Annotated in this window: 26 protein-coding genes and 1 pseudogene; 6 read left to right on the top strand and 21 right to left on the bottom strand. The window is 71.7% G+C overall.

The window, feature by feature from the left end; all coding sequences use genetic code 11:
* Positions 1 to 499 precede the first annotated feature (499 nt).
* Positions 500 to 868, top strand: coding sequence for a hypothetical protein (locus tag FNX44_RS06175; protein ID WP_143646944.1), 369 nt, complete (start codon positions 500 to 502; stop codon positions 866 to 868).
* The gene (locus FNX44_RS06170; RefSeq protein ID WP_143646943.1) at positions 861 to 1298 is read left to right on the top strand and encodes a hypothetical protein; all 438 of its coding nucleotides are present in this window, start codon (positions 861 to 863) and stop codon (positions 1296 to 1298) included. Before FNX44_RS06175 ends, FNX44_RS06170 begins: the two co-directional genes overlap by 8 nt.
* Before the next feature lie 69 nt (positions 1299 to 1367).
* On the opposite strand, the gene FNX44_RS06165 is transcribed toward FNX44_RS06170, so the two are convergent.
* The 3 genes from FNX44_RS06165 to FNX44_RS06155 all read right to left on the bottom strand — a co-directional run bounded on the left by FNX44_RS06165 (position 1368) and on the right by FNX44_RS06155 (position 3820).
* Positions 1368 to 1886 (bottom strand): GNAT family N-acetyltransferase, encoded by a 519-nt coding sequence (locus FNX44_RS06165; RefSeq protein ID WP_143646942.1) that lies wholly within the window; start codon positions 1884 to 1886, stop codon positions 1368 to 1370.
* A gap of 92 nt (positions 1887 to 1978) precedes the next feature.
* Positions 1979 to 2605, bottom strand: coding sequence for an RNA polymerase sigma factor (locus FNX44_RS06160; RefSeq protein WP_143646941.1), 627 nt, complete (start codon positions 2603 to 2605; stop codon positions 1979 to 1981).
* Positions 2606 to 2656: 51 nt separating this feature from the next.
* On the bottom strand, positions 2657 to 3820 hold the full coding sequence (locus tag FNX44_RS06155; protein ID WP_143646940.1) for a glycerophosphodiester phosphodiesterase: 1164 nt from the start codon (positions 3818 to 3820) through the stop codon (positions 2657 to 2659).
* A 238-nt stretch (positions 3821 to 4058) separates the two neighbouring features.
* Here FNX44_RS06155 and FNX44_RS06150 point away from each other — a divergent pair, with 238 nt between their 5' ends.
* Positions 4059 to 4787 (top strand): lysophospholipid acyltransferase family protein, encoded by a 729-nt coding sequence (locus FNX44_RS06150; RefSeq protein ID WP_323369082.1) that lies wholly within the window; start codon positions 4059 to 4061, stop codon positions 4785 to 4787.
* Between the two features lie 92 nt (positions 4788 to 4879).
* On the opposite strand, the gene FNX44_RS06145 is transcribed toward FNX44_RS06150, so the two are convergent.
* From FNX44_RS06145 to FNX44_RS06095, 11 genes are all read right to left on the bottom strand, one after another.
* On the bottom strand, positions 4880 to 6460 hold the full coding sequence (locus tag FNX44_RS06145) for an MFS transporter (protein ID WP_143646939.1): 1581 nt from the start codon (positions 6458 to 6460) through the stop codon (positions 4880 to 4882).
* A complete protein-coding gene (locus FNX44_RS06140) occupies positions 6457 to 7008 on the bottom strand; it encodes a TetR/AcrR family transcriptional regulator (protein ID WP_143646938.1) in 552 nt (183 codons plus the stop codon). Before FNX44_RS06140 ends, FNX44_RS06145 begins: the two co-directional genes overlap by 4 nt.
* Before the next feature lie 87 nt (positions 7009 to 7095).
* Positions 7096 to 8067 carry an aldo/keto reductase gene (locus FNX44_RS06135; RefSeq protein WP_143646937.1) on the bottom strand — a complete coding sequence of 324 codons (972 nt, stop codon included), beginning with the start codon at positions 8065 to 8067 and terminating at the stop codon, positions 7096 to 7098.
* Positions 8068 to 8124: 57 nt separating this feature from the next.
* On the bottom strand, positions 8125 to 9564 hold the full coding sequence (gene argH / locus FNX44_RS06130) for an argininosuccinate lyase (RefSeq protein WP_143646936.1): 1440 nt from the start codon (positions 9562 to 9564) through the stop codon (positions 8125 to 8127).
* Between the two features lie 96 nt (positions 9565 to 9660).
* Complete coding sequence (locus FNX44_RS06125) at positions 9661 to 10857, bottom strand: argininosuccinate synthase (RefSeq protein WP_143646935.1); 1197 nt, start codon at positions 10855 to 10857, stop codon at positions 9661 to 9663.
* A gap of 192 nt (positions 10858 to 11049) precedes the next feature.
* On the bottom strand, positions 11050 to 11577 hold the full coding sequence (locus tag FNX44_RS06120) for an arginine repressor (RefSeq protein WP_143646948.1): 528 nt from the start codon (positions 11575 to 11577) through the stop codon (positions 11050 to 11052).
* A gap of 2 nt (positions 11578 to 11579) precedes the next feature.
* Entirely contained in the window at positions 11580 to 12758 is a 1179-nt protein-coding gene (locus FNX44_RS06115; RefSeq protein ID WP_228449698.1) for an acetylornithine transaminase, read from the bottom strand.
* Between the two features lie 77 nt (positions 12759 to 12835).
* Positions 12836 to 13750 (bottom strand): acetylglutamate kinase, encoded by a 915-nt coding sequence (argB, locus tag FNX44_RS06110; protein WP_143646934.1) that lies wholly within the window; start codon positions 13748 to 13750, stop codon positions 12836 to 12838.
* Positions 13747 to 14898: a bifunctional glutamate N-acetyltransferase/amino-acid acetyltransferase ArgJ gene (argJ, locus tag FNX44_RS06105; RefSeq protein WP_143646933.1), complete on the bottom strand. Its 1152-nt coding sequence runs from the start codon at positions 14896 to 14898 to the stop codon at positions 13747 to 13749. The genes argB and argJ overlap by 4 nt, the downstream gene beginning before the upstream one ends.
* The gene (gene argC, locus FNX44_RS06100) at positions 14895 to 15923 is read right to left on the bottom strand and encodes an N-acetyl-gamma-glutamyl-phosphate reductase (protein WP_143646932.1); all 1029 of its coding nucleotides are present in this window, start codon (positions 15921 to 15923) and stop codon (positions 14895 to 14897) included. The genes argJ and argC overlap by 4 nt, the downstream gene beginning before the upstream one ends.
* Positions 15924 to 16011: 88 nt before the next feature.
* Complete coding sequence (locus FNX44_RS06095; protein WP_323369080.1) at positions 16012 to 16773, bottom strand: HD domain-containing protein; 762 nt, start codon at positions 16771 to 16773, stop codon at positions 16012 to 16014.
* A 97-nt stretch (positions 16774 to 16870) separates the two neighbouring features.
* Here FNX44_RS06095 and FNX44_RS06090 point away from each other — a divergent pair, with 97 nt between their 5' ends.
* The 3 genes from FNX44_RS06090 (at position 16871) to FNX44_RS06080 (ending at position 19507) form a co-directional block, all read left to right on the top strand.
* Complete coding sequence (locus FNX44_RS06090) at positions 16871 to 17869, top strand: GlxA family transcriptional regulator (protein WP_143646930.1); 999 nt, start codon at positions 16871 to 16873, stop codon at positions 17867 to 17869.
* A gap of 126 nt (positions 17870 to 17995) precedes the next feature.
* A complete protein-coding gene (locus FNX44_RS06085) occupies positions 17996 to 19018 on the top strand; it encodes a threonine/serine dehydratase (protein ID WP_143646929.1) in 1023 nt (340 codons plus the stop codon).
* Positions 19019 to 19210: 192 nt separating this feature from the next.
* Positions 19211 to 19507, top strand: a complete 297-nt coding sequence (locus FNX44_RS06080; RefSeq protein ID WP_143646928.1) for a hypothetical protein — start codon at positions 19211 to 19213, stop codon at positions 19505 to 19507.
* Positions 19508 to 19577: 70 nt separating this feature from the next.
* Here FNX44_RS06080 and tgmC read toward each other — a convergent pair whose 3' ends face one another.
* The 7 genes and pseudogenes from tgmC to FNX44_RS06040 all read right to left on the bottom strand — a co-directional run.
* A complete protein-coding gene (tgmC, locus tag FNX44_RS06075) occupies positions 19578 to 20699 on the bottom strand; it encodes an ATP-grasp peptide maturase system methyltransferase (protein WP_143646927.1) in 1122 nt (373 codons plus the stop codon).
* Entirely contained in the window at positions 20692 to 21651 is a 960-nt protein-coding gene (gene tgmB, locus FNX44_RS06070; protein ID WP_143646926.1) for an ATP-grasp ribosomal peptide maturase, read from the bottom strand. Before tgmB ends, tgmC begins: the two co-directional genes overlap by 8 nt.
* Before the next feature lie 11 nt (positions 21652 to 21662).
* Positions 21663 to 22088 carry a putative ATP-grasp-modified RiPP gene (gene tgmA, locus FNX44_RS29635; RefSeq protein ID WP_323369078.1) on the bottom strand — a complete coding sequence of 142 codons (426 nt, stop codon included), beginning with the start codon at positions 22086 to 22088 and terminating at the stop codon, positions 21663 to 21665.
* Between the two features lie 447 nt (positions 22089 to 22535).
* Complete coding sequence (locus tag FNX44_RS06055) at positions 22536 to 22811, bottom strand: DUF7848 domain-containing protein (RefSeq protein WP_143646925.1); 276 nt, start codon at positions 22809 to 22811, stop codon at positions 22536 to 22538.
* On the bottom strand, positions 22808 to 23170 hold the full coding sequence (locus FNX44_RS06050; RefSeq protein WP_228449695.1) for a recombinase family protein: 363 nt from the start codon (positions 23168 to 23170) through the stop codon (positions 22808 to 22810). Before FNX44_RS06050 ends, FNX44_RS06055 begins: the two co-directional genes overlap by 4 nt.
* Positions 23171 to 23387: 217 nt before the next feature.
* The gene (locus tag FNX44_RS06045) at positions 23388 to 24599 is read right to left on the bottom strand and encodes a helix-turn-helix domain-containing protein (protein WP_143646945.1); all 1212 of its coding nucleotides are present in this window, start codon (positions 24597 to 24599) and stop codon (positions 23388 to 23390) included.
* A gap of 112 nt (positions 24600 to 24711) precedes the next feature.
* Positions 24712 to 25119 (bottom strand): annotated as a pseudogene (locus FNX44_RS06040) (zinc ribbon domain-containing protein); the annotation flags it as partial.
* Positions 25120 to 25348: the final 229 nt, after the last annotated feature.

The raw sequence follows: 25348 nt of genomic DNA, 5'->3' as shown, positions 1-25348 counted from the left end.
GTGTGTCAGCGCGGTGCGGGGCGGGTGGGCGATGCCTCACCGGGAGCTCTGCCGCCTTGTCCGGGCGGACCGGGCGGACCGGCGGTGCCGGTTCGTCAGGCTCTCGGGTCTCTCGCTTCGGGGCGCGAGGCGGCTGCGGCGGGGGCCCTCAGCGGTCACACATTCGACGCGGGCAGCAGCGGCGACCGGGCGGGTTCGTCGCCTCGGTGCCGGTGGTGCGGTGCCGCGTCGTGCTCATGGAGCCCAGTTAAACAGAGCACCGAACGCCCGTCTCACCACGCAGAACACCTGTCCGCATTCCGGACTGCCCGAACCAGGTTCGGCGAGCCGACCAGTTGAGCGAACACAGCCCGATTCGACCCCTTTGAACTGGGCAAACGGCGTCGTTTGTCCGGAGGCCCGGATGCTTCCAGGGCATCCGCACTGTGGTCAAGACCACTCCTCGGCGGAGCGCGGGCCGACTGAGGCGGGCCGGCTCGCCCGTACTAGAGTCGTCGCCATGCTCACCCCGCTGACGGTCGCGGTCGCCGTGACCGCTCTCGCGCTGGCCGCCTGGTGCGGCCATGCGGCCTACCGGGACCAGCCGACCAAGGACTGGCACTTCATCGGCATGGCCGTGGTCACCGTGCTCGCGCTCGCCCAGCTCGTGGTGGGCGTCGTCCTGCTGGCACAGGGGCGGGAACCCGCGGACGGCACGGTGGTCTTCGTCTCGTACCTGCTGGGGGCGGCTGCCGCGATCCCGGCGGTCGGCTTCCTCTCCCTCGCCGAACGCACCCGCTGGGGGTCGGTGACGGTGGCCGCCGGCGCGGTGGTGCTCGCGGTCCTCCAGGTGAGGCTGCACGACATCTGGGGAGGCGGCGTTGGCTGAGGCACGCACCGGGACGAGGGCGCCCGCGCCCGGCGGGATCGGCACCGGGCCGGGACGACTGCTGGTCACGCTCTACGCGGTCTTCACCATCGGTGCGGCGTCCCGTTCGATCTACCAGCTCTCCACCCGCTTCGACGAGGCGCCGCTGGCCTACGTGCTGTCGGCGCTCGCCGCCCTGGTGTACGGGTTCATCACGGTGGCGCTGGTGCGGGGCGGCGAGCGCGCCCGGGTGCTGGCGGTCGGCTGCTGCGTCGCCGAGCTGGCCGGGGTGCTGGTCGTCGGCACCTGGACGGTGCTCGACCCGGCCGCGTTCCCGGACGCCACGGTGTGGTCGAACTACGGGATGGGCTACCTGTTCATCCCGCTCGCCCTGCCGATCACCGGACTGCTCTGGCTGCGCCGCCACCGCAACCCGGCGGACAGGCCCTGACCGACACGACCACACGCCGAGGGGCGGGCGACCACGTGGTCGCCCGCCCCTCGTCCGACTGCCGCCCGCTCAGGCGCTGGTGACAAACGCCCCCGAGTCGGCGGGCTCCTTCGCCAGTTCCTTCTCCAGCACGATCAGGCTGCGCCGCGCGGACACCCTCTCGGTGGCCGTGGCGACGTAGCCGCAGCGGCGGTAGAGGCGCAGGTTGCCGTCGCTGCGGTGCCCGGTGTGCAGGCGGAACCGGCGGGCGCCCTCGGCCTGCGCGAGCTCGCGCTCCAGGGCGCCCAGCAACCGGCCGCCGAGGCCGTGCCGCTGGAGACGGGGGTGGACGATGAGCTTGTCGATCAGCCCGGTGCCCTCGGCGTCGACCGAGCCGCGCACCGAGCCGACGACCTCCTGACCGAGCCGGGCCACCAGCACCCGGCCGCCGGCCAGCTCGGCGCGCAGTTCCTCCAGGCTCTGGGTGAGGGGCTCGATGGTGTAGTCGCCGTAAAGCTGGGCCTCCGTCTGGTAACAGAGGTACTGGAGCTTGAGGATCTGCTCGACGTCCTGCTCGGCTGCCGCAGAGATGGTCACGCTCATGCCCATGTGCGCACGCCTCTCCCTTTGTGAGTGTCGCGCCGGTCCGCGCTGAGGTGAGGGTCGCGCGGCCGAACTGTCTGCCCTGATGACGTCGGTGTCTATCGCACCCTTCCCCCGCGTTCAACGATTCCAACCTCCGTCACGAGCATTCTGCGCAGACATCCCAGGCAACGGGAACGCAACGGCCCCACACTGCCCTGTGAGATTCCCAACTCACCTGCGATTTCCTGGTACGTCGCGCCGTCGGCGGCCAGCAGGGCGGTGAGCAGCCGGGGGCAGCGGCCGGGCAGACGGGTGATGAGGCGGCGCAGGGCGCGGCGGCGTTCGGTGGCCAGGTAGTGCTCCTCGGGGTCCGCCGCGGGACGGTCGGGCAGCGCGTGGCCGGCCCGGTGGCCGTGCCGGTGCTGCTCGAGGCGGGCGGGCGGCCGGGCGAGACGGGCGATCCGGGCCGGTGGGACGGCCGTCTCACGGCGTGCGCCGGAACGCAGTCGTGCCGCCTCGATCCGCACGGTCGCGCGGATCCAGACGTCCGCCGGCTCGGGCGGCCCGCCCGTGTCGCCGAGGTGTTCCAGCCAGCGCAGCCAGGTCAGCTGACGCAGCTCGTCGAGGTCGACGCCGCACGACGCGGTCTGCGCGCGACAGACGGCGTCCAGCAGCGGACGGGGTGGAAGCGGCGGCCGCCTCGCGGGCGCCGGGCGTCCGGGGAGCCTCGGGGAGGGGTGCATGCCCGGCGGGACGGGCGGGTCCCGCCGGGCGGTTGCGGCGCGGCGGGACGATCACCCGTGGGAGCGACGGAAGTCCTCGGCGGCCAGCAGCGCGGTGTCCGGGTTGTCGGTGAAGATCCCGTCGATACCCGTCTCGAAGTAGGTGCGGTAGGCACCGAAGACGTCGCCGTAGGCGTCTGGGTCGGTGCCGCGTCGGAAGTCCGCCGGGAGGAAGGAGTTCTCGTTGCGCATGGTGTAGGGGTGCAGGACCAGGCCGCGGTCGTGGGCGTCCCGTACCAGCGTGGTGGGGCGGGTCAGCCGGCCCTCGGAGTCACGCGGGATGATCAGGTCGAGAAGCGGTCCGATGCCCTGGGCGAAGCCGGAGATCCAGCGCAACCCCTTCGGGGTAATGAGGTCGGCGGTCGTGCGCGGGTCGCCGGACTCCACGAAGTCCCACGGGCGGTAGGAGGCTTCCCAGAGCAGCACCACGCGGGGTGTGTCCACCAGCTTCGCCAGACGCCGCATGCTGGTCGGCTCGAAGGACTGGAGGAAGACCGGGGCGTCGGCGCGGTGCAGCCTGTGCTTGCGCAGGATGCGGGCGAGCGGTTCCTCCAGCCCGAGGCCCAGCTTGCGGAAGTAGGTGGGGTGCTTGGTCTCGGCGTGCAGCCACACCGGCCGGCCCCGGCGGGCGCCCTCCCGTCGGGCCCACTTCACGACCTCTTCGAAGGTCGGGATCGGCCAGCGGCCGTCGTAGATCGTGTTCTGCTGCCGCTGCTGCGGAATGCGCTCGACGGCACGCAGAGTACGCAGCTCGGCGAGGGTGAAGTCCTCGGTGAACCAGCCGGTGTGGCGCTCGCCGTCGACGGTCTTGGTGGTGTGCCGGTCGGCGAACTCCGGTCGGTCGGCGACGTCCGTGGTGCCGCTGATGTCGTTCTCGTGCCGGCAGACCAGATGACCGTCCTTGGTCGGCACCAGGTCCTGCTCGATGACGTCGGCGCCCATGTCGAGTGCCAACTGGTAGGAGCCGAAGGTGTGTTCCGGCCGGTAGCCGCTGGCACCGCGATGCGCGATGACCGCGGGGACGGGCAGCTCACGCCCCTTCCCGCCACGGCGTGCCGGACCTGCGGGGCCGGCCGCCGCGGCGGGGGCGGCGCCGGCGCCCAGCACCCCGGCCGTCGCGCCCAGCGCGGCGGCCCCCAGTACCGCTCTCCTGCCCGGTCGTCGCTCGTCTGACATCGGTTCTCCTCACCATCGGCTGCATGCAACTGGCGTGCGGGTTCGCGGCGCGCGCCGGGGGCGCGCGCCGCGAACCCGCAGCGTAGGTGCTGTGACGCGCCAGGGTGGGGACTTCCCGTGGAACATGCCGGAACATGGAGGTAACACCCGTCCGATACGGTGACCGACGGCGGCCGGCGCCGCCCCTCGCACCACCCGACGTGGCCCCGGGCGTTACCCACGAGTATCGTCCTGCCGCGTGCTCACTCGTCCACACAACGTCCAGACCGGAGGCGAAGTCGCCGTGCAGCCCCGTTTCCTGCTGATCAAGGCCGTGCTCGGCCCGACGTTGCGGGCCCTGTTCCGGCCACGGGTGGAGGGTGCCGACCGGATTCCCGGATCAGGCCCGGTGATCCTCGCCGGAAACCACCTCACCTTCATCGACTCGATGATCCTGCCGCTTGTCAGCAGGCGGCAGGTGTTCTTCATCGGCAAGGACGAGTACGTCACCGGTCGCGGGCTCAAGGGCCGGCTGATGGCGTGGTTCTTCACCGGTGTCGGCATGATCCCCGTCGACCGGGACGGCGGCCGCGGCGGCGTGGCCGCGCTGATGACCGGCCGCCGGGTGCTGGAGGAGGGCAGGGTCTTCGGCATCTACCCCGAGGGCACCCGCTCCCCCGACGGCCGCCTCTACCGCGGGCGCACCGGCATCGCCCGGCTGGCGCTGATGACGGGCGCGCCGGTGGTTCCGTTCGCGATGATCGGCACCGACCGGATCCAGCCGGGCGGCAAGGGCATGCCGCGCTTCGGCCGCGGCCGCCGGGTGACGGTCCGCTTCGGCGAGCCGCTGGACTTCTCCCGCTACGAGGGCATGGACCGGGACCGGTACGTGCTGCGGGCGGTCACCGACGAGGTGATGAGCGAGGTCATGCGGCTCTCCGGCCAGGAGTACGTCGACATGTACGCCACCAAGGCGAAGGCCGCCTGAGCCGGCGCTTGGGCGTGCCCTTCGACGAGCGCACGAAGGCCGGGGCGGGTGGTCCGGTCGGACCGCCCGCCCCGGCGTTGTCCGTCCCCGCTCTACGCGGCGGGTTCGGCTGCCGGCGCGGCCGCCTTCTCCGGTGACTCCTCCAGGCGCTGGCCGCGCAGCAGGTACCAGGCGAGCACGGCGGCCGCCGCGAGCACCACGGCGCTCAGCGAGGCGGCCGTCCGCAGACCGTCGGTGAACGCCTCCCGCGCCGCGTCCAGCAACGCGTCACCGGCCTGCCCCGGCAGCCCGGCCGCCACCTCCACGGCGCCGCCCAGCGAACCGCGCGCCTCCTCGGCCGCGGCCTCGGACACCTGCGCCGGCAGGGCGAAGCCGCGGTAGATGCCGGTGACGATCGAGCCCAGCACGGCGATGCCGAGGGCGACGCCGAGTTCGTACGCGGTCTCGGAGACGGCGGAGGCGGCGCCCGCCTCCTCCTTCGGCACGCTGGAGAGGATGACGTCGGCGGTCACCGTGAAGGCGAGCCCGGCGCCGAGTCCGACCAGCAGCAGGATCGGGCCGAGCAGCCAGTACCCGGTGTCCTGCGCCAGCCAGGCGCAGCTGCCCATGGCCAGCGCCACGGCGGCGAGGCCGACACTGACCGCGCCGCGCACCGAGGTGCGGCGGGCGATGCGACCGGCCAGCAGACCGGCCGTCACCGAGCCGAGTGCCGCCGGCAGTTCGGCGACGCCGGCCTCCAACGGACTGCGCCCCTGGACCAGTTGCAGGAACTGCGAAAGGAAGAAGATCAGCCCGGCCAGCCCCAGGATGGTCAGCAGGTCGGCCAGCACCGCGCCGCTGAACCCGCGGTGGCGGAACAGCCGCATGTTCAGCAGCGGCGCCGGGAGCCGCAGCTGGCGCCGGACGAAGACCGCCAGCAGCAGCACACCCGCCGCGGCCGCCCCCAGCACGTCCAGCCGGGCGCCGTAGAGCGCGCCTTCCTTCACCGCGTAGACGACGGCGACGATGCCCGTCATGGACAGCAGCACGCTCGGCAGGTCCCACGGTCCGGGCGCCGGGTTGCGGGACTCCGGCAGCACCCGGGCACCGACCACCAGCAGCACCGCCATGACCGGCAGGTTGATCAGGAACACCGAGCCCCACCAGAAGTGCTCCAGCAGGAACCCGCCGACGACCGGGCCGACGGCCGCGCCCGCCGAGGTCATCGCGGCCCAGACGCCGACCGCGAAGCTGCGCTCGCGCGGGTCGGGGAAGAGGTTGCGGATGAGCGCCAGCGTGGAGGGCATCAGCGTGGCACCGGCGACACCGAGCAGCGCCCGCCAGACGATCATCGCCTCGGCGCTGTGCGCGTACGCCGTGCCGACCGAGACCAGGCCGAACGCGGCCGCGCCCACCAGCAGCAGCTTCTTGCGGCCGATGCGGTCGCCGAGGCTGCCCATGGTGACCAGCAGACCGGCGATGACAAAAGAGTAGATGTCGCCGATCCACAGCAGCTGCGTACCGCTGGGCCGCAGGTCCTCACCGAGGAACGGGGTCGCGAGCCCCAGCACGGTGGCGTCGATGCCGACGAGCAGGACGGCGCAGACCAGGACGGCGAGCGCCAGCCAGCGCCCGGGGTTGGCCTGCGGTGACGTTTCGGCCTGGGTGGTCGACGGCTGGTGGTGGCTGTTCATGCGGGCTTCCTTGCGAGTGCTCCGCCGAGGAGCAGTTCGATGACGAGGGTGGGCGCGTCCTTGGGTGCCATCTGGCCGTCCTGGACGGACCAGTCGGATGCGGCCACCAGGGCGTAGAGGGCTTCGGTCAGCCAGGCCGGCGGCAGTTCGGGGCGGAACTCGCCCTCCTGCTGCCCGCGCCGGAACAGCCCGCTGATCCGGTCGTCGACCCGCCGCCAGCCGTCGTCCATGCGGTCCTGCTCGAAGAGCTGGTGCTCGGTGTAGAGGAACGCCAGGAAGCCGGCCACCGGCATGACCTGCTCGACGAGCCGGCGGACCGCGTCGGACGCGGAGCCCTCGCCGACGGCGGCGGCGTCGACGCACTCGTCCAGCCGCCGCACTCCCAGCGCGCCGAGCGCGGTGACCAGGGCGTCGCGGCCGGCGAAGTACCGGTGCAGGGTGGCGCGGCTGATTCCGGCGGCTCGGGCGACCTCGTCCATGGAGGCGCCCGGCTTGCGGGCCAGCAGTTCGGCGGCGGCGGCGAGCACCTGCTCGGACTTCGTAGACATGAGACAACCATATCTCATGTGAGACAGATTCGTCTCACTCCCAGGGTGTGCCGACCCGCCGGACGGATCGGTGGGAGACCGGCGGCGTCAGGCCCAGGTGAGGTCGGAGCGGTGCCGCCAGTAGTCGGCCGGCGGCTCGGCCAGCGCGGCCAGCCGCTCCCGCTGCTCCTCGGTGAGGTCGACGGTCACGGCGTGCAGGTTGGTGAAGAGCTGCTCCACGGTCGCGGCACCGGAGAGCACCACCGTCGCCCACGGCTGGTAGAGCATCACCGCGAGCGCCACCGCGTCGCAGGCGGCGTCGCACTCCTCGGCGATCCGGCGCAGTTCCTCCGGCGCCCGTTCCGGTGCCAGGCGGCCGTTCGCCATGGCCTCCTTGACGATCACCCAGCGGCCGGCGTCGTGCGCCTCGGCCAGCGCCTCGCCGACCGAGGGCTCCAGCAGGTTGCAGGTGGCCTGCACCGAGCGGAACAGCGGCTCGCCGTCCACCGTCACCTCAAGCGCCCGCCTGACGGCCTCGGCCTGGTCCGGGCCGCTCACCGACAGCCCCACCGACACGCCCTCCTCGACGAGTTCGGCCAGCGCGCGCTGCATCTCCGCATCGGTGAGCACCGGGCTGTCGGGGGTGACGGAGTGCACCTGGTAGAGGTCCAGGTGATCCCCGAGCAGCTGGCCGGTCTCGGCCCGCTGGGTGCGGAACATCGCCAGCGAGTGCTCCTTGACCTCGTGCACGTCCGCACTGACCCGCCAGTTCGCCGTGTACACGTACCCCCACTTGCTGCCGACGACCACCTCGCCCGCCTCCGGGTGCTCCTGCAGCCACTCCCCCAGGAACTCCTCGGCGCGGCCGTAGCTGCGGGCGGTGTCGACATAGCGGACGCCCTGCGCGTAGGCCGCGTCCAGCAGTTGCCGGGTGCGGTCGCGCAGGGCGTCGGCGGAACGCTCGGCGGGCAGGTCGCGGTCCCGCCCCAGGTTCAGATAGCCGGGGCGGCCGACGGCGGCCAGGCCGAGTCCGATCCGTGCGGTCGGCGTGGTGGCCTCGGCCAGGCGGGTGAACGGCATCACGGCTCCAACGTCACGGCTGCGGTGGGACCTCCACCGTAGCCGTGCGGCGCCGCACTACCGGCTACCGGCCTGCGCCCACTCGCGCTGCTTCACCAGATCGGACTTCACCTCGGCGAGCTGCGCGGCGACGGCCGAGGGGGCCGTCCCGCCGCGTCCGTCCCGGGAGGCCAGCGAGCCGGACACGGTGAGCACCGAGCGCACCTCGGGCGTCAGATGCTCGGAGATCGCGGCGAACTGCTCGTCGGTGAGCTGGTCCAGCTCGATGCCCTCCCTCTCGCAGACCTTCACGCACTCCCCGGCGACCTCGTGCGCCACCCGGAACGGCACGCCCTGCCGCACCAGCCACTCGGCGACATCGGTGGCGAGCGAGAAGCCGGCCGGCGCCAGCTCCGCCATGCGTTCCCGGTTGACGGTCAGCGTCGCCATCATCCCGGTGAAAGCCGGCAGCAGCACCTCGAGTTGGTCGCAGGAGTCGAAGACCGGCTCCTTGTCCTCCTGGAGGTCCCGGTTGTAGGCGAGCGGCAGTGCCTTGAGGGTGGCCAGCAGCCCGGTGAGGTTGCCGATGAGGCGCCCGGACTTGCCGCGCGCCAGCTCGGCGATGTCCGGGTTCTTCTTCTGCGGCATGATCGAGGAGCCGGTGGAGAAGGCGTCGTGCAGGGTGACGAAGGAGAACTCCTTCGTGTTCCAGATGATGACCTCCTCCGCGATCCGCGAGAGGTCCACGCCGATCATCGCCGTGATGAACGCGAACTCGGCGACGAAGTCCCGGGAGGCGGTGCCGTCGATGGAGTTGGCGGCCGAGCCGTGCTCGAAGCCGAGGTCGGCGGCGACGGCCTGCGGGTCCAGGCCGAGGGAGGAGCCGGCCAGCGCACCCGAACCGTAGGGCGAGACGGCGGTGCGCTCGTCCCACTGCCGCAGCCGCTCGGCGTTCCGCGACAGCGCCTGCACGTGCGCCAGCACGTGGTGCGCGAACAGCACCGGCTGGGCGTGCTGGAGGTGGGTCCGGCCGGGCATCGCCACGTCCGGGTGCGTCTCGGCGAGCCCGACGAGAGCCTCCTGGAGGTCGGTGAGCAGCCCGCCGATGACGCGCGCGTGGTCCCGCAGGTACATCCGGAACAGGGTGGCGACCTGGTCGTTGCGGGACCGCCCGGCGCGCAGCTTGCCGCCGAGGTCCGGACCGAGGCGTTCCAGCAGGCCGCGTTCGAGTGCGGTGTGCACGTCCTCGTCGGCGACGGTGCCGACGAACGAGCCGTTCTCGACGTCGGCGGCCAGCCGGTCCAGCCCGGCGAGCATCCGCTCCAGCTCGTCGGCGGTCAGCAGACCTGCCCGGTGCAGCACCCGGGCGTGCGCGCGGGAACCGGCGATGTCGTAGGGGGCCAGTCGCCAGTCGAAGTGCACGGAGGCGCTCAGCCTCTCCAGCGCCTCGCTCGGGCCGTCCGCGAACCGGCCGCCCCACAGCTTCACTTCGCCGCCCTGCCGGGCTCCTTCGGTCATCTTCTCCGTGCTCCTCGTGGCGTATATGGCGGCCGCCCCACCGGACGGCACCGGTGGGGCGGCCTCGGGTCGTGTCGTGCTGCCGGGGCCCGGGGCCTACTGTGCCAGGTCCCGCTTGGCGGCGATCTTGCTCGACAGGCCGAAGATCTCGATGAAGCCCTTCGACATCGACTGGTCGAAGGTGTCGCCGGTGTCGTAGGTGGCCAGGTTGAAGTCGTACAGCGACTTCTCCGACCGCCGGCCGGTCACCACGGCCCGGCCGCCCTGCAGGGTCATCCGGATCTCACCGGTGACGTGCTGGTTCGCCTCGTCGACGAAGCCGTCCAGGGCCCGCTTGAGCGGGGAGAACCACAGACCGTCGTAGACCAGCTCGGTCCACCGCTGCTCGACCTGCCGCTTGTACCGGGCGAGTTCCCGCTCGACCGTGACGGCCTCCAGCTCCTGGTGCGCGGTGATCAGCGCCATCGCGCCGGGCGCCTCGTAGACCTCCCGGGACTTGATGCCCACCAGCCGGTCCTCGACCATGTCGATCCGGCCGACACCGTGCGCGCCGGCCCGCTCGTTGAGCTGCTGGATCGCCTGGAGGACCGTCACCGGCCGCCCGTCGATCGCCACCGGCACGCCCTGCTCGAAGGCGATGACCACCTCGTCGGCCTCCTGCGGAGTGGCCGGGTTGGAGGTGTAGTCGTAGACGTCCTCGATCGGGGCGTTCCAGATGTCCTCCAGGAAGCCGGTCTCCACGGCCCGCCCGAAGACGTTCTGGTCGATGGAGTAGGGCGACTTCTTGGTGGTCGCGATGGGCAGGCCCCTGTCCTCGCAGAAGGCGATGGCCTTGTCCCGGGTCATGGCGTAGTCCCGCACGGGGGCGATGCACTTCAGGTCGGGCGCGAGGGAGGAGATGCCGGCCTCGAACCGGACCTGGTCGTTGCCCTTGCCGGTGCAGCCGTGCGCGACCGTGGTGGCGCCGTGCTTGCGGGCGGCGGCGACCAGGTGCTTGACGATCGTCGGCCGGGAGAGCGCCGAGACCAGCGGGTACTTGTCCATGTAGAGCGCGTTGGTCTTGATCGCCGGGAGGCAGTACTCCTCGGCGAACTCGTCCTTGGCGTCGGCCACCTCGGCCTCCACCGCACCACAGGCGAGCGCGCGCTTGCGGATGACGTCGAGGTCCTCCCCGCCCTGGCCCACGTCCACGGCGACGGCGACGACCTCGGCTCCGGTCTCCTCCGCGATCCAGCCGATGCAGACGGAGGTGTCCAGGCCACCGGAATATGCGAGTACAACGCGCTCGGTCACGGGGTGCTCCTTACGATCCATGCGGTGACTGGTATAAGTATGCACTCCTCCGCATGCTTCGTCAACGCCCCAGGTCAGCAGGGGTGCGGTGGCTTCCAGGGCGCATACGGGAACGCCGGGTGGGTCGACTCGGAGTCGACCCACCCGGCGTTCGGCGTCCTGCGTTCGGCGGCCTCCGGCGCGGCCGCCCGCTCAGCGGTTCTTCTGCGCCAGGCGGAGGAGGTGGTCGGCCAGCGCCTGGCCACCGGTGGGGTCGCGGCTGATCAGCAGCAGCGTGTCGTCGCCGGCGATCGTGCCGATGATCTCGTGCAGCTCGGCCTGGTCGATCGCGGAGGCGAGGAACTGCGCCGCGCCGGGCGGCGTCCGCAGCACCACCAGGTTCGCCGACGCCTCCGCCGAGATCAGCAGTTCGGCGGCGAGCCGGGAGAGCCGCGCCTCGGTGGCCGACTCCCCCAGCGGCGCCCGGGGCGTCCGGTCGCCACCCTCGCTCGGCACGGCGTAGATCAGCTCGCCCTGGGCGTTGCGGATCTTCACCGCGCCCAGCTCGTCCAGGTCGCGGGAGAGGGTCGCCTGGGTGACCGAGAGGCCGTCGTCGGCGAGCAGCTTGGCCAACTGGCTCTGCGACCGCACGGGCTGACGCCCCAGCAGGTCCACGATCCGCCGGTGCCGGGCGGTACGGGTCTGCGGGACGGCGGGCCCGCCGTTGTGCCCCTCGGTCATCGTCACTCTCCGGCTCCTCGGCTGCGGTCTGCTGCGTCGAGGACTGCGGGCAGGGCGGCGACCAGTGCGTCCGCCTCCCGCTCGCCGATGACCAGCGGCGGCGCCAGCCTGATCACGTCCGGCTTGACCGCGTTCACCAGGAAGCCCGCGTCCTGAGCCGCCTTCTGCACCTGCGGCGCCACCGGCTCGGTGAGCACGATACCCAGCAGCAGCCCGGCCCCGCGCACTTGGTCGATCAGCGGGTGGCCCAGCGCCCACACGCGCTCCCGCATCCGCTCCCCGACGGCGAGCGCGCGCGCCGGCAGGTCCTCGGCGGCGAGCGTGTCGAGCACCGCCAGGGCGGCGGCGCAGGACACCGGGTTGCCGCCGAAGGTGGAACCGTGCTGGCCGGGCGTCAGCAGCTCGGCGGCCTCACCGAAGGCGAGCACGGCGCCGATCGGCATACCGCCGCCCAGCCCCTTGGCCAGGGTGATCACGTCCGGCACCACGCCCTGGGCGAGGCTGCTGAACCAGTGCCCGGTGCGCCCGATACCGGTCTGCACCTCGTCCACCACCAGCAGCGTGCCGGTGGCGGCGGTGATCTCCCGGGCGGCGGCCAGATAGCCGTCGGGCGGCACGACCACGCCGTTCTCGCCCTGGACCGGTTCGACGACAAACAGCGCGGTGTCCTCGGTCACCGCCGCCCGCAGCGCCTCGACGTCGCCGTAGGGGACGTGGGTGACGTCGCCGGGCAGCGGGCGGAACGGGTCCTGCTTGGCGGGCTGCCCGGTCAGGGCGAGCGCGCCCATCGTGCGGCCGTGGAAGCCGCCCTCGGTGGCCACCATGTGGGTCCGTCCGGTGCGCCGGCCCAGCTTCACGGCGGCCTCCAGCGCCTCCGCGCCGGAGTTGCAGAAGTACACCGAGCCGTCGCGGCCGGCCAGTTCCAGCAGCCGCTCGGCGAGCGCCACGGCGGGCTCGGAGATGTAGAGGTTGGAGATGTGGCCGAGCGTGGCGATCTGGTCGGAGACCGCGCGGACGACGGCCGGGTGGCCGGTGCCCAGCGCGTTGACGGCGATGCCGCCGACGAAGTCCAGGTACTCGCGGCCGTCGGCGTCCCACAGTCGGGCGCCCTCGCCGTGGCTGAGGGCGAGCGGCGGCGTGCCGTAGTTGTCCATGAGCGCCCGTTGCCAGCGGGCACGCAGCGCGCCGCTCCGCGGGGCTGCCGGCTGCTCCGCTGCCCGGCCCGTGGCCGGGGTGGCCTGGCTGGTGGTGGTCACGGTCACTCCCCCTCGTCCGGCACGACCATCGTGCCGATGCCCTCGTCGGTGAAGATCTCCAGCAGGATGCTGTGCTGGACGCGCCCGTCGATGACGCGGGCCGTGCGGACGCCGTTGCGCACCGCGTGGAGGCAGCCCTCCATCTTGGGCACCATGCCGCTGGCCAGGTCGGGGAGCAGCTTCTCCAGCTCGCTGACGGTCAGCCGGCTGATGACGTCGTCGCTGTTCGGCCAGTCCGCGTACAGGCCCTCGACGTCGGTGAGGACCATCAGCGTCTCCGCTCCCAGCGCGGCGGCGAGCGCGGCGGCGGCGGTGTCGGCGTTGACGTTGTACACGCCGGTCCCCGGGCTGCCCTCGTCGGCCTCGTCGGCGCTGCGGGCGATCGAGGAGACGACCGGGATGCGGCCGTCGTCCAGCAGCGCCTCGATGGCCCCGGTGTCCACGGCGGTGATCTCCCCGACCCGCCCGATGTCCACCCGCTCACCGTCCACGTCCGCGTGCCGCTTCACGGCCGCGAACAGATGCGCGTCCTCGCCGGTCATGCCGACAGCCAGCGGGCCGTGCTGGTTGAGCAGTCCGACCAGCTCCCGCTGCACCTGACCGGCGAGCACCATGCGCACGACGTCCATCATCTCCGGCGTGGTCACCCGCAGCCCGCCGCGGAACTCCGAGGCCAGCCCGGCCTTCTCCAGCTGCGCGCTGATCTGCGGGCCGCCACCGTGGACGACCACCGGGCGCAGCCCGGCCTGCCTGAGGAAGACGACGTCCTGCGCGAAGGCCGCCTTCAGCTCCTCGTCGACCATGGCGTTGCCGCCGAACTTGATGACCACCGTGCGGCCGTTGTGCCGGGTGAGCCAGGGCAGCGCCTCGATGAGGATGCGGGCCTTGGGCAGGGCGGTGTGTTTGCGAGTGCTCATGAGGAGTAGGCGCTGTTCTCGTGGACGTAGTCGGCGGTCAGGTCGTTGGCCCAGATCACCGCGGACTCCTGGCCGGCGGCCAGGTCGGCGGTGATCCGCACCTCGCGGTAGCGCATGTCGACCAGGTCGCGGTCCTCGCCGACCTGCCCGCCCTTGCACACCCACACGCCGTTGATGGCGACGTTCAGCTGGTCGGGCTCGAAGGCGGCGGAGGTGGTGCCGATCGCGGACAGCACCCGCCCCCAGTTGGGGTCCTCGCCGTGCACGGCGCACTTGAGCAGGTTGTTCCGCGCGATGGACCGGCCGACCTCCACCGCGTCGTCCTCACTCGCCGCGCCGACGACCTCGATCCGGATGTCCTTGGAAGCGCCCTCGGCGTCCCGGATCAGCTGCTGTGCCAGGTCGTCGCAGACGGCCCGGACCGCCTCGTGGAACGCGGCGGTGTCCGGTACGACCTCAGAGGCGCCGGAGGCCAGCAGCAGCACGGTGTCGTTGGTCGACATGCAGCCGTCGGAGTCGACCCGGTCGAAGGTGGTGCGGGTGGCCGCCCGCAGCGCGGTGTCCAGCTCGGCGCTGTCCACGTCGGCGTCGGTGGTCAGCACGACAAGCATGGTGGCCAGGCCGGGCGCGAGCATGCCTGCGCCCTTGGCCATGCCGCCGACCGTCCAGCCGTCGCCCTCGGCGACGGCGGTCTTGTGCACGGTGTCGGTCGTCTTGATCGCGATGGCGGCCTTCTCACCGCCGTGCTGGGAGAGCGCGGCGGCGGCCGTCTCGACGCCGGGCAGCAGCTTGTCCATCGGCAGCCGGATGCCGATCAGCCCGGTGGAGGCCACGGCCACCTCTCCGGCGCTGTGCCCCAGCACCTCGGCGACCTTCTCGGCGGTCGCGTGGGTGTCCTGGAAGCCCGCCGGGCCCGTACAGGCGTTGGCGCCACCGGAGTTGAGGACGACCGCCGAGACCTGCCCGCCGCGCAGCACCTGCTCGGACCAGAGCACCGGCGCCGCCTTGACGCGGTTGCTGGTGAAGACCCCGGCGGCGGCCAGACGCGGGCCTCGGTTGACGACCAGGGCCAGGTCCGGGTTCCCGTTCTCCTTGATTCCGGCGGCGATGCCCGCCGCCTGGAATCCCTTCGCCGCGGTCACACTCACGGTGCCACTCCGATCGTCGGTAGTCCCAGCTCCTCGGACAGTCCGAGGGCGATGTTCATGCTCTGCACCGCGCCGCCGGCGGTGCCCTTGGTGAGGTTGTCGATGGCGCTCACGGCGACCACCCGCCCGGCACCCTCGTCCAGCGCGACCTGGACCAGCGCCGTGTTCGAGCCGTACACGGCGCCCGTCACCGGCCACGCGCCCTCCGGCAGCAGCCGCACGAACGGCTCGCCGGCCAGCGCCTTCTCGTACGCCTCGCGTACGGCGGCGGCCGTGACGCCGGGCCTGGCCTTCGCGGTGCTGGTGGCGAGGATGCCGCGCGGCATCGGCGCCAGCGTCGGCGTGAACGAGACGGTGACCGGTTCACCGGCGAGCGCCGAGAGGTTCTGCGCCATCTCCGGGGTGTGCCGGTGGACGCCGCCGACGCCGTAGGGGCTCATCGAGCCCATCACCTCGCTGCCCAGCAGGTGCGGCTTGAGCGCCTTTCCGGCCCCGGAGGTCCCGGACGCGGCGACGATCACGGCCTCCGGCTCGACGAGCCCGGCCGCGTACGCCGGGAACAGCCCGAGCGTGACGGCCGTCGGATAGCAGCCGGGCACGGCGACGCGGCGCGTACCGCGCAGCGCCTCGCGGGCGCCCGGCAGCTCCGGCAGCCCGTACGGCCACGTCCCCGCGTGCGGGCTGCCGTAGTAGCGGACCCAGTCCGCCTCCTCCCGCAACCGGAAGTCGGCGCCGCAGTCGATCACCAGCACGTCGTCGCCGAGCTGCTCGGCGATCGCGGCGGACTGCCCGTGCGGCAGCGCGAGGAACACCACGTCGTGCCCGGCCAGCACCTCGACGGTGGTCGGCTGGAGGATCCGGTCCGCCAGCGGCGCCAGGTGCGGTTGCAGCGCGCCCAGCGGCTGCCCGGCGTTGGAGTTGCCGGTCAGCGCCCCGATCTCCACCTCCGGGTGCTGCACCAGCAGGCGCAGGAGTTCACCCCCCGCGTACCCGCTCGCCCCGGCCACCGCAGCAGTCACAGCCATCGTTCCTCCTCCTTGATGGCATGACTATACGAACCCATGCAGTGTTATGCAATCGCTTTCCCGTAGCCGGACTGTCCGACCGAGCACTTCAGAGGGCGGATGAACGCCCTGGGCGACAGGACCGAGCACTCCGGTCGGCGAGTGGCGTGGCGTCGCCGGCTGCAGCGCCCGTCGCCCTGCCCAAGGGCCGGTCACCCCAGATCGACCGGGCGATCAGGTCGTGCCAGTCGGGCAGCGCACCTTCGGGCAGACGGCGGCGCAGCACCTGACCGGGGAAGCTCAGCGGTCCGGCCTTGGCCGGGTTCTCCCGGGCCTGCGCGATGATCGCCTCAGTGATCGCGTAGGCCAGGTCGCCCCGGGGGAAGGCGGCGTGGACGCGGTCCGCGAAGCCCGGCGGCAGCCGCTCACCGCCGCGCCCCAGCACGTCAACGGCGGCGCCCGCCTGCGTCAACGCGACCTCCGGGCCCTTGCGGTGCGCGATCCCGTCCGACGTGTGCAGCGCGACGGCGTCCCACACCACCGCGACCCGGGCCTCGTCGACCCCGTGCTCCCGCAGGAACCGGGCGGCCAGGTCGGCGCCGTCCACCTCGAACCGCTGATCTCCGTTGCCCTGCTCGGACAACCCCAGGTCGTGCAGGACACAGCCCAGGAACACCAGCTCGTCGTCGTAGTCGACACCGGGCCGCAGCTCCTGTGCGTCGGCCACCGCGCGGGCGAACAGGTAGCTGCGCACGCTGTGCCGGTACAGGAAGCCGGGCTCGGCGTCCGCGACGAACCGCAGCGCACACGCGGTCAGCTCGGTACGCGGCAGGCCGAAATCCGCACACGGATCGGGGAGGGACAGGTCCACGGTGGGCTCCTCAGCAGATCGGGATCGCTGACGATCCTGCGGCAGCGCCGATCCCCCGGACAGTGGCCGGAATGCCAGCATGCGCTAACTTCTGGCCATGACGGTCATCGCCATCCTCGCGCTCGACGGCGTCCTGCCCTTCGAGCTGTCCGTACCAGGCCAGGTCTTCGGCACGGCCAACGAGGTCGCCGACACCGAGCACTACCGGCTACGGGTGTGCTCCCCCAGCCGGACCGTCACGACCTCGCCGGACCGCGGAGCGTTCCGGATCCAGGCGCCCTACCGACTGGACGCCCTCGCGGAGGCGGACACCGTCGTCGTCCCCGCCCACGCCGACTTCCTCAGCCCGCCGCCCGGCCCCGTGGTGACGGCCCTCCGCGCGGCGGCGGCACGCGGCGCCCGGATGGCCTCCGTGTGCGTCGGCGCGTTCACACTCGCCGCCGCCGGACTCCTCGACGGGCACCGGGTCACCACCCACTGGCAGTACGCGGACGAACTCGCCCGCCGCCACCCACGCGTGACCGTGGACGGCGATGTCCTGTTCGTCGACAACGGCGACCTGATCAACTCCGCCGGCGTCGCCGCCGCGCTGGACCTGTGCCTGCATCTGGTCCAGCGCGACCTGGGCGCGGACTGTGCGGCGGCCACCGCCCGCCGCACGGTGATGCCACTGCGACGCGACGGCGGCCAAGCCCAGTTCGTCGAACACCCGCACATGCCGGCCGGCACCACGACGCTGGAACCGACGCTGCACTGGATGGCGGGCAATCTGCACCGCCCGCTCACCCTGGAGGACATCGCACAGCACGCGGCGATGAGCGTCCGCAGCCTCAACCGCCACTTCCGCGCGCAGACGGGCACCACTCCGCAGCAGTGGCTGCTGCGCGCTCGCGTCCGCCGCGCCCAGCAACTCCTGGAGACGACCGACCTGCCGATCGAACGCGTCGCCGACGCGAGCGGCTTCGGCTCCACGGTGACGCTGCGACACCACTTCGCCCGCATGGCGGGCACGTCGCCGCACGCCTACCGCACCGCGTTCCAGGCCCGAGAGTCCGCGGGCGCCGGACCAGCGGGCGAGTACGTGAAGTCGTCCTGACAAAGGCCGGACCGGCTCGGGACAGCCGCCGCCCAGCCGTACGGCAACCGGCCGAGACGGTCCAGCACTCCCGGCGCGTAGCCTGAACCCGGTCTCGCCAACCATCCCCTGCCAGGAGCGACAAGAGTGCATCAGCTCGTGTACAGCGATATCAAAGCCGCCGTCGACCGGACGGCCGGACGAGTCCGGCCTGTCGCGCTGGCCCGGGTTGAACCGGGCGGGATCCGTACCGACCAGGGGGACGCCCTCGGCGACCGGCCCGAGGAGCCGTACGAGGTGTGGCTGGCCCTGGAGATCATGCAGTACACCGGCTCGTTCAAGGCCCGAGGCGCGCAGAACTTCCTCCAGGCCCACCGGGACGCGGGCACCCTGCCGGACGCCGGGGTGACCATCGCCTCCGGCGGCAACGCCGGCCTGGCGTGCGCCTGGGCGGCCCGGCAGCAGGGCGTCCGGGCCACGGTGTTCCTGCCCGCCACCGCGCCGGAGGTGAAGGTGGCCAAGCTGCGCGGCTACGGCGCCGACGTGCGGTTGGTCGGTGCGGAGTACGCCGAAGCCCTGGCCGCCTGCGAGGAGTTCGCCTCGGCCACCGGCGCGCTCGCGTCGCACGCCTACGGCCACCCTCTGATCGCCGCCGGGGCGGGCACCCTGATGGAGGAGATCCACCAGCAGATCCCGGACCTGGACACCGTGGTGGTCGCGGTCGGCGGCGGTGGGCTCTTCGCCGGCGTCGCCGCAGCCGCCCGGCACCACGGCATCCGCACGGTGGCGGTGGAGCCGGAGAACTGCCGTGCGCTGAACGCGGCGGTCGAAGCAGGTCGGGTGGTCGACGTTCCGGTGGACTCGATCGCCGCCGACTCGCTCGGCGCCCGGCGGACCTCCGCCATGGCACTCGCCGCCGCCCGACAGGACGGCGTGCACTCCGTGCTGGTACCGGACGACAAGATCGTCCACGCGCGCCAGGCGCTCTGGGACGACCGCAGGCTCGCCGTCGAGCACGGCGCCGCGACCGCCCTGGCAGCCCTGGCCACTCCGGAGGTCGCGGAGACGGCGAAGCACGGCTACCGCCCGGCAGCCGGCGAGAAGGTCGCCGTCATCCTCTGCGGCGCCAACACCGACCTGTCCGACCTGGCGATCCCGGCAACCGCCTGAGGTATTCGCGCGTTCCGGCACTGGGCCTCCGGAGAGGCCGGACTGGGTCGAGACAAGCGTCGGCGCGGCGGCGCAGAATCAAGCATGACTCATCGTGAGGGGGACGGGGGCGCGCGTCCGGCTGTGAGGGAGCCGCGCGGCGCCGCGCACAGGGACCGGCGTAGGGGCGACCGGCTGGTTCTGCTGGGGCGCGTGCAGACCGTGGTGGGGGTGACGTTGATCGGCCTCGGCGTCGGCGGTGCCAGCGCCGGTGGCAGCGCCGCGCGTGGCGACGTGACGCAGCCGATCCTCTGGATCGGCCTCGCCGGAGCTGTTGTGTTCGGCCTGATCGGCGGTGCGCTGTTCCACAACGGGCGGAAGAGGCGCGTGCACGGGGAGAGGCTCCGGTCGCAGACGATCGGCTCGTTCGAGAACTCGCGGGACAGCGGTACGTACGTGGCCAAGCAGAAGCCCGAGCAGACGCCGGAAGGGTCCGCCCCGAGCGCGTGAGGCAAGCCCCGTCCGCCCGCCTCGGGGAGCAGCGGGCGGACGGGACAGCACGGGGGCTGTCAGCCGGCGGTTACGTCCAGGTGAGGTGTTGACCGTCCTGGGCGACGTGCAGCCACATGCGGTCGGCGGGTGGGCGCCCGTCCGCCTGCCACTGCGTGACACGCTCGGTGATCTCGTCCCACAGCCGCGCCGGGCCGCCTTGCCGGACCATCCACCGCCCACCGTCCTGGAAGACAACCGCCCACGCTTCGGCGGCCACGTCCACCACGACGTGTTCCGTTCGGCCGTCACGTTCCAGAGTGAGCCGCTGCGCGCGCGGCGCGGCGAACTGTGCGACGAACCGGGCGGTCCAGTCGTCGAGCACGTCCGCGCCCATCTCAGCGCGCACCGCGTCGCCCTCGCTGAGATTCGGCAGGATGCCAAGCGGGGGCGGGAGGTGGGGGCGGGCCAGCATGAACGAGACCTGCCCACCGAGGACCGGGCCGGAGGCCGTGCCGTCGTCGCCGACGGTGAGCCGTACGAGTTCGGATGCGTGCATCCATCCGCCGACGGTGACCAGGACCTCACCGCCAGGCCGGACCTGCGTGAGCCAGTCGGCCGGCACGGTGTGTACGCCGCATGTGGCGATCACGCGGTCATACGGGCTGCCTTCCTTGTGCCCAGCCAGTCCGTCACCGACCACGCGTGATGGCCAGTACCCGGCGCCCGCGAGCGCGATACCGGCACGGGCCGATACCTCGGCGTCAACCTCGATCGTGGTCACGTTGTCGTCGCCGACGACATGGCACAGCAGCGCCGTTGAGTAGCCCGTGCCCGTGCCGATCTCCAGCACGCGCGTTCCTTCGGTCGCCCGGAGGTCTTCGAGCATCCGCACGACCAGACTCGGCATGGTGGAGGAGGACGAGGGGGCCGCGGCGACGCGTCCCTCGACCTGGTCGGGGAAGACGCCCCCGGCCACCTGCGTCACAAGGGTGTCGTCTTCGTAGATCCGTGCGAGCCCTTCCGGTGAGTCTCCGACCGCGGGTCGGTACCAGCCGCCTTCCTCGTACTCGAACCAGCCGCGCGAGAGGAACGCCTCTCGGGGCACGGACAACACCGCCGCTTCCCATTCCGGGCTGCGCAAGGCGCCGGTCTTGGACAGGCGCCGCGCAAGGTCGGCGCGTAGGTGTTCCGACGGCAAAGGGTCACTCATGTTGACTCGCTCCGTTCTCCAACAGGTCTGCGATGGCGAGGGTGATCGGCAGTCCGGCCGCGCCTTCGAGCCACGCCCATTGGCCGTTGGGGTTGCACTCCAGAAACCACCACGTGCCGTCGGCGGTCACGGCGAAGTCGAAGGCGCCGAACTTCAGCCCGAAAGTGGCGAGGAACCGCACCAGCGCCCCGCCGATCTCCTCCGGGCAGGAGACACGCTCGTAGGTGAGGTTCTGGTACTCGGCCCGCCAGTCCACAACACCCGGCGGCGCGGTGATCCGTGCGCCGAACACCTCCTCGCCGACGACGACCGCACGCACGTCTGCCACCTTGGGCACCTGTGCTTGGAACAGGTGCCCACTGCGGCTCACCGCGGCGTCGATCTCGCCCGCCTCGACCGGAGCAGCCCAGATGCCGGCTGGCTCGCCCTCGATCTCGTACGCCCCCGCGTGCAAGGGCTTGTAGATGGTCGGCTGTGCGGCGCAGAAGGCCTTGGCCTCTCCCGGATCGTTCGTGATCAGCGTCGGCGGGACCGTGAGCCCGGTGCGGAGCGCAGCGGACAACTGCGCGGGCTTGTACTCCGCCCGAGCGATCGCCTGCGGGTGGCTCAGGTACAGGCACCCCGGTAGTGCGCCCAGTACGCCGCCCAGGCCGCGACGGTTCTCCTGTGCGGCGAACCGGGCCGCCTGTTCGCCGCTACCGGTCGGATAGGGGCTCGGCCGACGGTGGTACAGAGCGCGGACAGCGGACAGGTCGGCCGTCCGGTCCCCGACCGTCAACCGCCCGCCCCACCCATCGGCCCCGAGGTGCGCGGCGAGCAGCACGTGCGCCGGGAAATCGCGCCCGGGATCGAACCGGAGGACGGGCACCCGGCGCCGGTTCAGTTCCGCGATGACCAGATCAGCGGTTGCGTCCTCGAACTCCGTGCAGACCAGCACCGGGCGTCCGTCCATGGCGTTACCCCCTAGTCCTGTGTCGCGTCGTGACCGGAGTCGTTGTCAACCTTGCCGTCCTTACCGATCTGCGTAGGCGGGTAGGTGTTCACGCTCGTTCCGTGCTTGCCGAGTTCGGCCGGCGTCATCGCTCCGTCCTCCCCGACCCACCTGCCGGTCTGCGTGGCAGGGTCAATGCCCGTGTAGCGCCACGGTGAGGGAGAACCGTTGCGCAACGGCGTCATTCGGCGCAGCCCCCACGGGGCCGCTGCGGCGCTCTCCGGGTCCGCGAACCTCGTTCCCAAGTCTCCTCCTTGATCGCTTCGTACGGTGGTGTTGTGCAGAACCCGCCCCGGCCGACGCTCGACCTGCCCAGGGTGCGCGGGCGGATGACTCAACCGGGGCGGGGATGGTTCCCGCTCCCCTGCCGGGAGATCCGTTGGGGAGGACCAGTTCACAGGTCATCCCGGCAGGGGGCGGAGTCTTCACAGGTAGAGCTGTCGCTTGCAGCCGCGGCAGTAGGTCTTGCCGTCCCGCTTTTCGGTCTGCCGGTGCTCACACGTCTTGGTTTTGGTCATTGCGCCACCCCTGCGGGCAGGGCCGCGGCGTACAGGTCACGGCCCCGGCGGGTCGCCCGGTGGCCGACTGCACGGCGCCGTTGCCGTGCCCGTCGCGACCGTGCGCCTGGACACGCACCATGTAGTCAAGTTCCGCGAGGCAGGGACCACAGGCGTACACGTCGCCGGTCGCGCCGGGTGTGGTCACCGAGCCGACCCACAGCACGGCCACGCCCTCACGGCGGCAGAACAACCAACACTCGCCCGTCACCCACGCGTTACCGTCGCCGACCTGCGCGACCAGGGGCCACGCATCGCGCCACGGACGCTCAACGGCCGGAGCGAACATCACGCCGTACCCCCGTTCGCCCACGCCAGTTCGGCCAGTTCCGCCGGAGGCCGCATCACCGCGTAGTCGCCGAAGTCCCGGCGGTAGCGCCGATGCCCCGTCTCCTGCGTGTGCTTGCGCTGCCACTCCTCGACCGGCCCCGGACCGCTGTGCGTACCGGACTCCGCCCCGCACTCGGCGTCGTCGCCGGACACGCAGCACGCTTCGTACTCCGGCTCTGCCGCCTGGTCCTGCTCAATGGTGAACGGGACGTAGCGGAACCTTCGGCGAGTCACCGCGCGACCCTTCGCTCGCTGTGCGCCGAGTCCTTGACGTGAAGGAAGCCCCCCGCCTTCTCGATCTCGCGCGCCACCTCGTCGTACTCCTGCGGGACGGAGGAGATCATCGAGCGCCACGCCGTGAGCACGGCACCGGCCTCGCCGCTCTTGATGTGCTCAACGGCCCGCCCCAGCCCGTCACGTCCATGCGGCGACAGCAGCCCCGCGCGTTCCTCGATCACGTCGGTGATCTCCCACCCGAACGCATCGGCGTACTCGGTGCACTCCTGGCGGGGTGCCGTGATGCTCGTGTCGGGGGCACCGCACAGGTAGATCACACAGCGGAACCGCTCGACTTTCGCGGCCTCAGCCGGCACGTCAGCCTCACCGGGCCTGATGCCCGCTGCCGCGTCCGCGAGTGCTTGACGCCGCCTCAGGTCGCCTTCCGTCCGACGGGACTTTGCCCGCCCCTGCCTCTGTCCGCTCTCGACGCTGACCATGCGTCAATCGTGCCCATTCGATGACCCAGAGTGAAGTGACGGGGCGTACTACCATGCATGGTCGCCCGGCCCGAGCTCGTACGCTCCGTAGGACTCACACGATCAAGGGCACGCCGATGAGTTCGCTGATGTTCCGCACTCGCGCTGTGGACACCTTCGCAAGACGCCTCCCGATGACACCAGGCAATGCCTGATGCTTGACCCACTCCGGGGCGTCGAGCCCTACCTCGATCAGCGTGTCTCCCGCCTGGTCGTAGAGGCCGGCCGCACACTGCGCGTGGGCCACATCAAGCTTGTATCGGTTCCGGGCCACCTTCGACATGGACTTGGGCAGCTCCCTCATGTCCGGGTGACTGGCGAGCTTCAGCGCGCGCCCGTAGTTCTTCAGGGCGACATGGATTCCAACAGCCTCGGTCTTTGCCGCCGTTGGGCCGAAGCTGGTCCCGTACAACTGCTCGTCTCGTCCGAGCCTTGCCGCCGCCGCGTGCGCCTGCGAGATGTAGTCGTCGGCCGCGCCCTCGTCCTCGCACCTCGACGCCGCCACAGCCGAGGAGATCATCAGACGCCCGTACGCGAGCAACTGCGGGCGGGACCCGTTGCTGAACGATGGCTCGATCGCCAGTGCCGCACGCTCGGCCACGGACACAGCGCGGGGCAACTTGGCGCCGCGCAGGTAGATCCATGACAGCGTCGACTCAAGTAGCGCCGCCATCACGGGGTCGTCGACGTTCCTAGCGACGTGCTTTGCCGACGTGAGCGCGCTCAAGGCAAGGTCGCGTCGCCCGAATCCGTTCGCACATGAAGCGGCTACACGGTACGTACTCGCCAGAATCGATCCCAGTTGCTCGCGCTCGCTGCCGGTAGCGCTGGCATACCTGACCTGTCCTTCCATGAGGACCTTCGAGGCGTAGCTACTCACCTTGGCTGTGTCGCTCACCCAGTAGGCATCCCATGCGCGGTTGCGCGCCTCACCCAGTTCCTCGACGGTGCTCGGGTCGTCGATGCCCTCCCACTCGCCGAGGGCGCTCTCGTGCACGGCATCGGACAGTTGACGCAGCGCGGCGCGGTCGCGCTGCGCCATGCCTCGACGCGGTGCCTGTTGTCCCAGGATCACGGATACGTCCGTGTTCAGCGCGTGGGCGAGCTTGAGCAGAGAACCGACGGACAACTCACCGCGGTCCTGCTCGGCTTTCTGCACCAGGGCGAGAGACAGCCCCGACGCGTCAGCGAGCCCCTGCTGTGTCAGATCGGAGCCCCGTAGATGCTTGATGCGTTTACCGTTCGACAGGTCGGCCCAGTTGCTCACGATCACCCCAGTGCGTTAGCTCAGGCTGCTGTACTCCGATAGTAGGTCCCGGCGCCCGGACGCCCGGGGCGAACGGAACAGAGACAAGACAAGAGCACCCCTGCGCCCAGCCTCAGATGTGTGTTCCCCCCTCACCTCGGTCCGAGCACAGCGCGGCTGCGCCACCGGTCGCCCGCTGGGGTTCCTGCTTCACCGACGATTGCCCCGTCCGGGAGGACTCCCGTTGAGGTCTTACACCGTCTCCACAGGCTGTCACCGCCAGTCCGGCGGCCAGGACGTTCTTCGCCGCGTTCACGTCGCGGTCATGCACCGCGCCGCAGTCGCACGTCCACTCCGGGACGTTCAGCGGCATCCTCGCCGCGACCGTGCCGCAGGCCCCGCACAGCTTGGAACTGGGAAACCAGCGGTCGATCACGACGAGGTCGCGCCCGTACCAGGCGCACTTGTACTCCAGCATGGAGCGCAGTTCCGTCCACGACGCGTCACTGATGGCGCGTGCGAGCTTGCCGTTCTTCAGCACGCTGGTTCCACAGCGATCGCTGATCTGGGCCATGACGGCAATCCCCCGGTCGTCGCCCCAACACCCCCGCTTGCGGAGACGATACGCGCGCTGACGCCGCGTAGGGGCGCGAAGGCCGAAGGCGGTCGTCAGTGCGGATCGCGGAGGCGGAGGACGTAGGTGGCGGTGTGGGAGACGGCCGGGTCGGGGTCGTGGGTGAGGGTGGCGAGGGTGTCTGACGCCGTGGGGC

Origin of the sequence: Streptomyces alkaliterrae (genome assembly GCF_007097205.2) — a bacterium.
GTDB classification, from domain to species: Bacteria; Actinomycetota; Actinomycetes; order Streptomycetales; family Streptomycetaceae; genus Streptomyces; species Streptomyces alkaliterrae.
Note: the sequence above shows the minus strand (reverse complement) of the source record. Positions and strands in the feature narration are given on the sequence as shown.

Coding starts and splice junctions, on each gene's coding strand:
- FNX44_RS06145 (WP_143646939.1), bottom strand. CDS start 6,460: ATGAACAGCCACCACCAGCCGTCGACCACCCAGGCCGAAACGTCACCG.
- argB (WP_143646934.1), bottom strand. CDS start 13,750: ATGAGCACTCGCAAACACACCGCCCTGCCCAAGGCCCGCATCCTCATC.
- argH (WP_143646936.1), bottom strand. CDS start 9,564: ATGACCGAAGGAGCCCGGCAGGGCGGCGAAGTGAAGCTGTGGGGCGGC.
- FNX44_RS06175 (WP_143646944.1), top strand. CDS start 500: ATGCTCACCCCGCTGACGGTCGCGGTCGCCGTGACCGCTCTCGCGCTG.
- FNX44_RS06140 (WP_143646938.1), bottom strand. CDS start 7,008: ATGTCTACGAAGTCCGAGCAGGTGCTCGCCGCCGCCGCCGAACTGCTG.
- argC (WP_143646932.1), bottom strand. CDS start 15,923: ATGGCTGTGACTGCTGCGGTGGCCGGGGCGAGCGGGTACGCGGGGGGT.
- FNX44_RS06135 (WP_143646937.1), bottom strand. CDS start 8,067: ATGCCGTTCACCCGCCTGGCCGAGGCCACCACGCCGACCGCACGGATC.
- tgmB (WP_143646926.1), bottom strand. CDS start 21,651: ATGGACGGACGCCCGGTGCTGGTCTGCACGGAGTTCGAGGACGCAACC.
- FNX44_RS06120 (WP_143646948.1), bottom strand. CDS start 11,577: ATGACCGAGGGGCACAACGGCGGGCCCGCCGTCCCGCAGACCCGTACC.
- FNX44_RS06155 (WP_143646940.1), bottom strand. CDS start 3,820: ATGTCAGACGAGCGACGACCGGGCAGGAGAGCGGTACTGGGGGCCGCC.
- tgmC (WP_143646927.1), bottom strand. CDS start 20,699: ATGAGTGACCCTTTGCCGTCGGAACACCTACGCGCCGACCTTGCGCGG.
- FNX44_RS06165 (WP_143646942.1), bottom strand. CDS start 1,886: ATGGGCATGAGCGTGACCATCTCTGCGGCAGCCGAGCAGGACGTCGAG.
- FNX44_RS06160 (WP_143646941.1), bottom strand. CDS start 2,605: ATGCACCCCTCCCCGAGGCTCCCCGGACGCCCGGCGCCCGCGAGGCGG.
- FNX44_RS06090 (WP_143646930.1), top strand. CDS start 16,871: ATGACGGTCATCGCCATCCTCGCGCTCGACGGCGTCCTGCCCTTCGAG.